The organism is Pantoea sp. CTOTU49201 (assembly GCF_032054795.1).
Classification (GTDB): Bacteria; Pseudomonadota; Gammaproteobacteria; order Enterobacterales; family Enterobacteriaceae; genus Pantoea; species Pantoea symbiotica.
The window spans coordinates 1-8,333 of the sequence record NZ_DAMBSA010000201.1; the positions used below are offsets into that span (position 1 = coordinate 1).

At 55.7% G+C, this 8,333-nt stretch carries 7 protein-coding genes, 1 tRNA gene and 1 pseudogene; 2 read left to right on the forward strand and 7 right to left on the reverse strand.

The features are described from left to right. A pseudogene (locus RTY00_RS14575) lies at window positions 1–170 on the forward strand (guanosine-5'-triphosphate,3'-diphosphate pyrophosphatase); the annotation flags it as partial. 151 nt (window positions 171–321) lie between these two features. On the opposite strand, the gene RTY00_RS14580 reads toward RTY00_RS14575, so the two are convergent. The 5 genes from RTY00_RS14580 to RTY00_RS14600 form a co-directional block, all read right to left on the reverse strand. Next, window positions 322–1,008 carry a GntR family transcriptional regulator gene (locus RTY00_RS14580; protein ID WP_154155917.1) on the reverse strand — a complete coding sequence of 229 codons (687 nt, stop codon included), beginning with the start codon at window positions 1,006–1,008 and terminating at the stop codon, window positions 322–324. Between the two features lie 98 nt (window positions 1,009–1,106). After that, complete coding sequence (locus RTY00_RS14585) at window positions 1,107–2,567, reverse strand: mannitol dehydrogenase family protein (protein WP_312664928.1); 1,461 nt, start codon at window positions 2,565–2,567, stop codon at window positions 1,107–1,109. 44 nt (window positions 2,568–2,611) lie between these two features. Next, entirely contained in the window at window positions 2,612–3,895 is a 1,284-nt protein-coding gene (locus tag RTY00_RS14590) for an MFS transporter (RefSeq protein WP_061717761.1), read from the reverse strand. Between the two features lie 84 nt (window positions 3,896–3,979). Continuing rightward, a complete protein-coding gene (locus RTY00_RS14595) occupies window positions 3,980–4,990 on the reverse strand; it encodes a Zn-dependent oxidoreductase (protein ID WP_312664932.1) in 1,011 nt (336 codons plus the stop codon). A gap of 207 nt (window positions 4,991–5,197) precedes the next feature. Beyond that, window positions 5,198–5,273 (reverse strand) — tRNA-Asn (locus RTY00_RS14600). A gap of 306 nt (window positions 5,274–5,579) precedes the next feature. On the opposite strand from RTY00_RS14600, the gene RTY00_RS14605 reads away from it, so the two are divergent. Beyond that, entirely contained in the window at window positions 5,580–6,701 is a 1,122-nt protein-coding gene (locus RTY00_RS14605; RefSeq protein ID WP_312664929.1) for a Gfo/Idh/MocA family oxidoreductase, read from the forward strand. A 39-nt stretch (window positions 6,702–6,740) separates the two neighbouring features. Here RTY00_RS14605 and yegS read toward each other — a convergent pair whose 3' ends face one another. Then, complete coding sequence (gene yegS, locus RTY00_RS14610; RefSeq protein WP_312664930.1) at window positions 6,741–7,640, reverse strand: lipid kinase YegS; 900 nt, start codon at window positions 7,638–7,640, stop codon at window positions 6,741–6,743. Window positions 7,641–7,888: 248 nt separating this feature from the next. Then, on the reverse strand, window positions 7,889–8,333 hold a 445-nt coding region (locus RTY00_RS14615; protein WP_312664931.1), incomplete at its 5' end, for a U32 family peptidase C-terminal domain-containing protein.

The following is an 8,333-nucleotide window of genomic DNA, read 5'->3' on the forward strand; positions in this document are numbered from 1 at the left end:
GTCGTCGTCGCGATGACACCTTGCCTGCCGTGCGTTTACAGGCGGATGATGATGCACTGCATTTGACGTTGCCGGCCGGTTGGCGCGAAGCGCATCCGCTGCGTTCTGAGCTGTTAGAGCAGGAGAGTCATTATCAGTCCTACGTGCACTGGTTACTGACGATTTCCTGATTGGGATTGCGCTGGCTGTCCTCCATCCCGACCTTCCCCCGCCCGCGGGGGAAGGAGATGCTGCCACATGCTGCTTCAACACTTACATATTGCAGCATCTTCCTCCCCCATTAATGGGGGAGGACCGAGGAGGGGGACAGCGAGCACTAAATCAAGGCGCTTCGAACCACTCACTATTACGCTCGGCAATCGGCGTAATGGTCAAAATCATCTCCTGCAGATGGCGGCGCATCGCGCTTTCAGCGGCTTCAACATCATGCGCTTTCAATGCGTTATAGATATCTTCATGCTGCTGAATCAAACGCTCCGGCGGTGACACTTCGCTCAAGGTCAGAAAGCGCACGCGGTCCATAGTGGCTTTGATGTTCTCCACCGTTTCCCACGCCAGCAGGCAATTAATCCCTTCCGCAATCAGGCGGTGAAACTCATCATCCAGCCCCAGGAAAGCCTGGCTGTCATGACGTTCGGCGGCGAGGCGCTGCAGCTGCAGGTTATGCTCCAGCGCCATCAATCCAGTGGCACCAATCTCCTGCGCGGCGCGGCGTACCACGGCGATCTCTACCGCTTCACGGATAAAGCGGCCGTCGGCCACGCGTTGGGCAGAGATTTTGCGTACGAAGGTGCCGCGCTGCGGTAACACCTGCACCAGTCCGGCTTCCGCCAGCTTGATGAAAGCTTCACGTACCGGCTGACGCGATACGTTAAAACGCGCCGACACTTCCTTCTCCGACAGCAGCGAGCCCGGATGAATAACGCAGGTCACAATATCTTTGCGCAGATAACGGTAGATCTGCTGATTTACCGGTTCGCTGGTGGTTATGGTATAGGCAGTCGACATGCAGCAATATCCGTATTACGGCTGGCATCTGCCAGCCCGTTAAGAAAGGTTCAGTCTAATCAGCACGCTGCGTCTGCGCTACACATTTGTGCAGGCGCTTAGCCTTGTGTGACGAGGCTTTGCACCGTGGCGCGCGCGCCCTGTTGCAACAGCTGCAGATAGAGTTCGGTCACGCGTGAGACAAAGGCCGGCTGCTGAAGCAGATCGTCGCCAAACACGGCGTTTAGGCCAAGCAACGCTTTAACGCGCGCTGCACCGTCCTCACTGTTAGCCACGATGTTCGCCAGCTGATCTTTGAGCGGATCGCGAATCTCAATGGCCTGGCCTTGCTCATCCACGCCGCTAACGTAGCGCATCCAGCCCGCCACACCCAGCAACACGAAGTCGCATGAAGTGCCGTTGCGCAGATGCCAGCGCGCGCTATCCAGCAGACGCTGCGGCAGCTTTTGCGTGCCATCGGTGGCGATTTGATAGGTGCGATGCTTGATGGCGCGATTCTCGTAACGCGCAATCAGGGAATCGGCATAGGCTTCGAGATCGACGCCCTGCGTGCGCAGCGTTGGCGCCTGATCCTGCAGCATCAATGCCCGCGCCGCTGCACGATAGCTGGCATCGGCCATGCAATCGCTGATGTGCTCATAACCGGCGAGAAAACCGAGATAGGCGAGGAACGAGTGGCTGCCGTTGAGCATACGCAGCTTCATCTCTTCGAACGGCAGCACATCACTGACCAGTTCCGCACCGGCGTTTTCCCATGCCGGACGTCCGCTAACAAAATTGTCTTCGATGACCCATTGGAAAAATGGCTCAGCTTCTACCGCCACCGAATCGCGGCTGCCTAAACGTTCGGCCAGCGCGTCGAATGCCGCATCGGTCATTGCCGGGACGATGCGATCAACCATGGTTGAAGGGAAGGTGATGTGCGTCTGGATATAATCCGCCAGTTCAGCGCTGTGGCGCTCGGCCAGCTGAGTAATCACGTTACGCGTGACATGGCCGTTTTCCGGCATGTTGTCGCAGGACATCACGCTGAACGGCGACAAATTGCGTTCACGGCGACGGATAATTGCCGCCAGAATCAGGCCGGGCAGTGAGCGTGGCTGAGTAGGATTCGCGAGGTCGTGCACAATATCGGGATGATCGGGATTGAGCTTGCCGCTCGAGGGCATGTAGCAATAGCCTTTCTCGGTCACGGTCATCGAGACAATCGCCACATCCGGCTGGCTCATCGCTTCAATCACTGAATCAATGCCGTCGCCTTTGCCATGCAGCGCTTGCGTCACCACGCCAATCACGCGCGTGTGTAAACTCTCATCGGCCATTTCGGTCAGCGTATAGAGCAGATTCTGCTGACGTAGCGCCTGAATCAGCGTGCCGCTGTTGAGATTCACTTCGCAGTAACCCCAATCGCTGCCTTGTGCCGCCAGCTTATCGGTTGCCAGCGCCTGATGCGCACGATGGAAGGCACCAAAGCCGATGTGCACCATGCGGGTTTTGAGTTGGCTGCGATCGTAAGCGGGACGTTGGACATCAGCGGGGAGGCGTTCAAGCTCTAACATAGTCATTCCTTTTGGCAAATGGGGCGCTCAGCGCCCCATGAGATTTACACTGAAACCGGTTTATTGTTGGCCTTGGGTTCGCGAATTACCAGCAGCACCAGCAGCGCACCGACGCCTGCCACTGCACCCGCGAGGATGAAGGCGCTGTCAAACTTACCAGAGTGCTGCACGATGAAGCCAGTCACCACCGGGCCGATTACGCCTGACAGGCTACCAATCAGATGGATAAAGCCACTGATGCTGCCGACACGGCTTTTATGCACCACATCCTGCACAATCGCCCAGTAAATCGCGCCGGTGATGTAGAGGAAGAAGATCGAGATCGACATCATGATCACCGCCGAGTTGACCTCTTTTATCGTACCTGCCAGCGCCACGCAAATCGCGGCGGCGGTAAGTGAAACCACCAGCACAATTTTTCGTGAAAGCAGCAGCTTGCCGGTGATATTGAAAATCTTATCGGAGATCCAGCCACCCAACGCCAGGCCAACGAAGCCAACAATCCACGGGATCATGGTGGTGATGCTCATCGCTTTGATGTCGAGGCCGTGCGCCTGCACCAGATACGCCGGGAACCAGCTCAGGAAGAAGAACAGAATGTAGTTGTAGCAGAAGAAAGCAAAGGCGGTGACCAGAATGATCGGCTGGCGTAGATAGAAGCCCAAACCGTGCGCGTTGCCGCTTGGGTCGATGACGTCAGCCGGTTCTTCGGCTTTCAGTTTTTCCACCAGGGCACGCTCTTCCTCTGATACGCGCTTACTTTTTGCCGGGTTATCGGACGCGAAGAAGAACCACAGCGCCAGCCAGACAAAACCAATCGCGGCGATCACCACAAACGCCGGACGCCAGCCGAACGACAGCGCCAGATAACCCACAATCGGACCGGCAACCGCGCCACCCAGCGGTGAACCCGAGCTGAGTAAACCCATCGCGGTGGCGGCCTGTTTTTTCGGGAACCAGCCGTTAATGGCTTTGTTCGCCGACGCCGAGATGGGGCCTTCCGCCATGCCAAACAGCACGCGCAGAATCATCATCGACCAGAAGCCGGTCGCCATCGCGGTCAGGCCGCAGAACAGCGACCACATGCCAACGGCGGTGCCGAGCACGATAGTCGGGCCGAATTTATCGGTCGCTAAGCCACCGATGAAGTTGAACAGGGCATAACCGAAGAAGAAGCTACCGAAAATCATGCCGAACTGTTCGGCGTTGATCATCAGGTCTTTTTCCACCAGTGGTACAGTCAGAGAGAGGGCGATACGATCAAGGTAGTTGATCATAAACACCAGGAACAACAGCAGTACGAGGGTCCAGCGCAGGTTCTTAAACATAGAAACTCCGTCATCGTCATTTTTTATAGTAATAATGCCGGCGGGTAAGGGACCGGCATGGGGACACCTGGTGTGCGGGTTAACTTAACCCATTTGTAGGATCACTTTGCAGCAGGTGCGGGGATCTTTTTCGAACAGCGTCATGGCTTGCTCAACCTCCGCCAGCGGGAAATAGTGCGTCACCAGTTTCTCCGGCTGGATCTGGCCTTGCTCAATCCACTCAATCACCTGCGGGAAGCGATTACTGTTGAGGCGCGAGGTGAACAGCGACAGCTCTTTACTGGTGAGACTTTGCTGCGTAATGCTGCACGGCTCGCCAGAAAAGCCCAGCAGGCCAATACGCGCCGCCGGTGAGGCGAGGGCGGCGGCTTCGGCCAGAATCGTCGGATGGCAGGCGGCATCAATAATCAGCGTCGGCTGCACGCCTTCCAGCTGCGCGGCGAGCGGAATATCGCTGTTGTTGAACACCTGATCGGCACCGTTTTCCTGCGCCAGCGCCAGACGTTCTGGCAGACGATCAACCACCAAGACCTGTTCAACGCCGTATACGCCTTTCAGCACCTGAATAGCGGTGAGTCCCATTGGACCGGCACCGTAAATCAGCGCCACATCGTTTGGCTGTGGTTTGAGGAAGGCGGTGATATTGGCCGCGATGGTGAAAGGTTCGACCATGCTGGCAAGTTTGTCGGGCACGCTATCCGGCAGGCGGAAGGCGTTTTTAGCCGGTGCGACGGCATATTCACTAAAGCCGCCGTCGCGGTGCACGCCAATCACCTGCAACGCTTTGCAGACGTTTGGGCGACCAATGGAGCAGGGATAGCAGTTGCCGCAGCTGACAACCGGATCGACCGCTACGCGCTCGCCAATGCGGCTGGCGGCAACGTCAGCGCCGACCGCATCGATCAGGCCAAAAAATTCGTGACCAATCACGCGCGGATATTTAGCGAAAGGGTTATGACCGTGCCAGATATGCACATCGGAACCGCAGATGCTGGCAAACTGCACTTTCACGCGTACTTCACCCGCAGCGGGTTGCGGCAGCGGACGCTCTGCCAGTACCAGTTCACCCGGTTGCTCAATCACTACACTTTTCATCATCTACTCCAACGGGAATGCAATGATGAAAAAATACGCGCACTAATACTACCATACAAGTCGGCGTTGCAGAGTTGTGAACAGAATCACAGAGGAACAGTTACGTAGGGTCGCCATTCATGGCGACCAGGGAATCACGGCCACCCTAAATGGCGGCCTACAAAGACAAAAACCCACTCAGGTTTCCCTGAGCGGGTTTTTTAAATTTGGCTCCTCTGACTGGACTCGAACCAGTGACATACGGATTAACAGTCCGCCGTTCTACCGACTGAACTACAGAGGAATCGTTTGAACGGGGCGCATATTATCGAGCGGACCTCGCCTTGTCAAAACTCTTTTTCACAATTCGTTCTGACTGCTGAATAAAGCGTCAATTGCACGCTATGAGCGAACTCAGCGCGGCAAAATCACGGCTGACAGAATCTGTTTTGTGACGATGATCACCAACTCTATGCAAAATTACATTCTGATTTGTCGATTTTGTCAGATACCTCGCATGCATGATCACAGATATTTCATTTCACCGTTGTCGGGGCAAAAAGCGAAACATATATTCCACATCAACTCTTACCCGAATGCAGGATTAGTCATGAACAAAGTCAGAATCGGTATGATTGGCAGTGGTTACATTGGTCGTTGTCACGCAATTGCCTACGCTCAGGCACCCACGGTTTTTGCCCTTAAAGGCGAGATCGTGCGTGAGATGCTGGCAGAGGTAAATCCAGAGCTGGCGGCGAAACAGGCGGCAACCTTTGGCTTTGCCCGTTCAACTGGCGACTGGCGTGAGCTGGTGCGCGATCCAAACATCGATGTGGTTGATATCTGTGCGCCAAACTTCCTGCACAAAGAGATGGCGCTGGAAGCAATTCGCAACGGTAAGCACGTTTATTCTGAGAAGCCGTTGTCGCTGTCAGTGGCCGATGCGGAAGAGATGGTGCAAGCGGCGCAGCAGGCGGGCGTGAAAACGCTGGTTGGTTTCAACTATATGAAAAACCCGACCAGCCAGCTGGCGCGCGAAATTATCGCTCGTGGTGAAATCGGCGACGTGGTGCATTTCTACGGCACGCACAACGAAGATTATCTGGCGCGTCCTGAAACGCCGCTCGACTGGCACTGCCAGAAAGCGCTAGCGGGATTAGGCGCGTTAGGCGACCTCGCTGCACATATTGTGAATATGGCGCACTATCTGGTCGGTGATATTGAAGAAGTCAGCGGCGATATGATGACGGTGATTAAAGAGCGTCCGGACCCGAAGGACAAGTCGCGCCTGCTGCTAGTGGAAAACGAAGATCAGGCCAGCGCCTTGCTGCGCTTTAAAAACGGGGCGCACGGCGTGTTTGAAACCTCGCGTATCGCCTGCGGCAGCAAAATGGGCCTGACCTATGTGGTCACCGGCACTAAAGGCACGCTGCGCTATACTCAGGAACGTATGGCCGAGCTGGAGCTGTACATCCACGATGAACCGGCAGGACGTCAGGGTTTCAAAACCATTTTGACCGGTCCGGCGCATCCGGATTACGCCAATTTCTGCGTCTCGGCCGGGCACGGCATCGGTTTCAACGATCAGAAAACCGTTGAGATCCGCGATTTGATCAATGGCATTGCCGCAGGCGATCGCATGTGGCCAGATTTCGCCGAAGGATTGCAGGTGCAGAAGGTGCTTGAAGCGGTTGCAGTTTCCGCGCTGGAACGTCGCTGGATGAAGGTGTAAATCAGAAATCGGGTCGCCATGATTGGCGACCCGCGAAAATTACGCTAATAACGGGCATTGCGGCGGCAAGCGACAGCTCAGTGCGCCCGCCATCACTTCAATCTCAAATTCACTTCCCGTCAGTGGTTCACCATCCAGATTAAACGTCATCTCATGCGGTGAACGGATAGTGAGCGACTGCAATTGTGCCGTGACGATATTCGGATTTTCATCATCACGCGTCAGGGAATGCAGCAACGTGGGCAGTAACTCCTGCGCGGTAACGATGCTGAGATTGAGCTGTCCATCATTAATCAGCGCATCCGGGCAGAGCTTTTGCCCGCCGCCGGCCTGACGTCCATTACCAATGCCTATCACCAGCGCATCGCCTTGCCAGTTAAAGCCGGGTCCGCTAATTTCACAGCGATCCGGTTTCAGCGCATCGACGCGCATCAATCCATGAATAAAGTACGACACGCCACCGAGCGCCGATTTCAGCTTTTCGGGGGTTTCAGTGGTGATGCGCGTGCCAAAGCCGCCGGTCGCCATATTAATAAAGTAGCGATCGCCGTTCACCCGCGCCAAATCGATGGTTGTCGCTTTTCCCACCAACGCTAAACGCAGCGCCGGTTCCATACCTTCAGGAATACCGACGCTGGTGGCGAAATCGTTGGCGGTGCCGAGCGGTAAAATGCCCAACGCCGGACGTTGCTGTTCGGGCAAGCGTGCTAGCGCGGTCGCGATTTCATTGATGGTGCCATCGCCGCCGCCGGCCACCACGGTTTCTGCCTGCAAATCAACCGCTTCCTGCACATAACGATCGCCATCACCCTTTTCCCAGGTGACGCGCACCGCCAGATTAAAGCCTTCATCACGCAGCGTATTCACCGCAGCGCGCAAATCTTCATTACCTGCGCCTTTCCCATTGAGGATCAGCAGCGTCAGCGGTTTGTTTTGCATTATCAGTTCCTTGATGCGAGTTACAGAGCACAGGTTATAGCATAGCCGGGGAGAGAACTTTATCGGCGGGCGACGAAAAATTGGGTGGCGTAGAAAAAAGAAAACCCGCACGGGGGAGCCGGGCGGGTGAATGAGGTGGTTCCTGGTACTACCTGCTTTTATTCTTACTCGTTAGCAGCAGGCGGAATTCTAAAGCGAGGCGAAGAGGTGGTCTGTGATCCTAATCTAACTTCGCCGAAATCTTTTCATTAAGTGCGATTTTTCCCATGTGGATCGTAGGTGCTGTTGCCATCGGTGAAATTACGCAGCAGCAGGGCAAAGGCGAGGTTGACCGACTCCGGCACCGGGATCCACACGCGATGTCCATCGCCTGGCGCCACGTCTACCGCCGATCCTTTATCGTTCTGCATGGTTTCAAGCGTGCAGTTGAGGTTGCCTTCTGGCGTCATGATCTCGACAGCATCCCCGAGCATAAACTTGTTCTTCACCGCAATCTGCGCCCAGTCGCCGCGACGTTCACCGGTGAATTCGCCGACAAACTGCTGGCGCTCGGAGATGGAGAAACCTTGCTCGTAGTTCTGATAACTATCATGGGTATGACGACGCAGGAAACCTTCGGTGTAACCGCGATGCGCCAGGCCTTCCAGCGTCTCCAGCAGTGCCGGGTCGAACGGTTTGCCGGCTGCGGCATCG

Coding starts and splice junctions, on each gene's coding strand:
- RTY00_RS14580 (WP_154155917.1), bottom strand. CDS start 1,008: ATGTCGACTGCCTATACCATAACCACCAGCGAACCGGTAAATCAGCAG.
- RTY00_RS14585 (WP_312664928.1), bottom strand. CDS start 2,567: ATGTTAGAGCTTGAACGCCTCCCCGCTGATGTCCAACGTCCCGCTTAC.
- RTY00_RS14590 (WP_061717761.1), bottom strand. CDS start 3,895: ATGTTTAAGAACCTGCGCTGGACCCTCGTACTGCTGTTGTTCCTGGTG.
- RTY00_RS14595 (WP_312664932.1), bottom strand. CDS start 4,990: ATGAAAAGTGTAGTGATTGAGCAACCGGGTGAACTGGTACTGGCAGAG.
- RTY00_RS14605 (WP_312664929.1), top strand. CDS start 5,580: ATGAACAAAGTCAGAATCGGTATGATTGGCAGTGGTTACATTGGTCGT.
- yegS (WP_312664930.1), bottom strand. CDS start 7,640: ATGCAAAACAAACCGCTGACGCTGCTGATCCTCAATGGGAAAGGCGCA.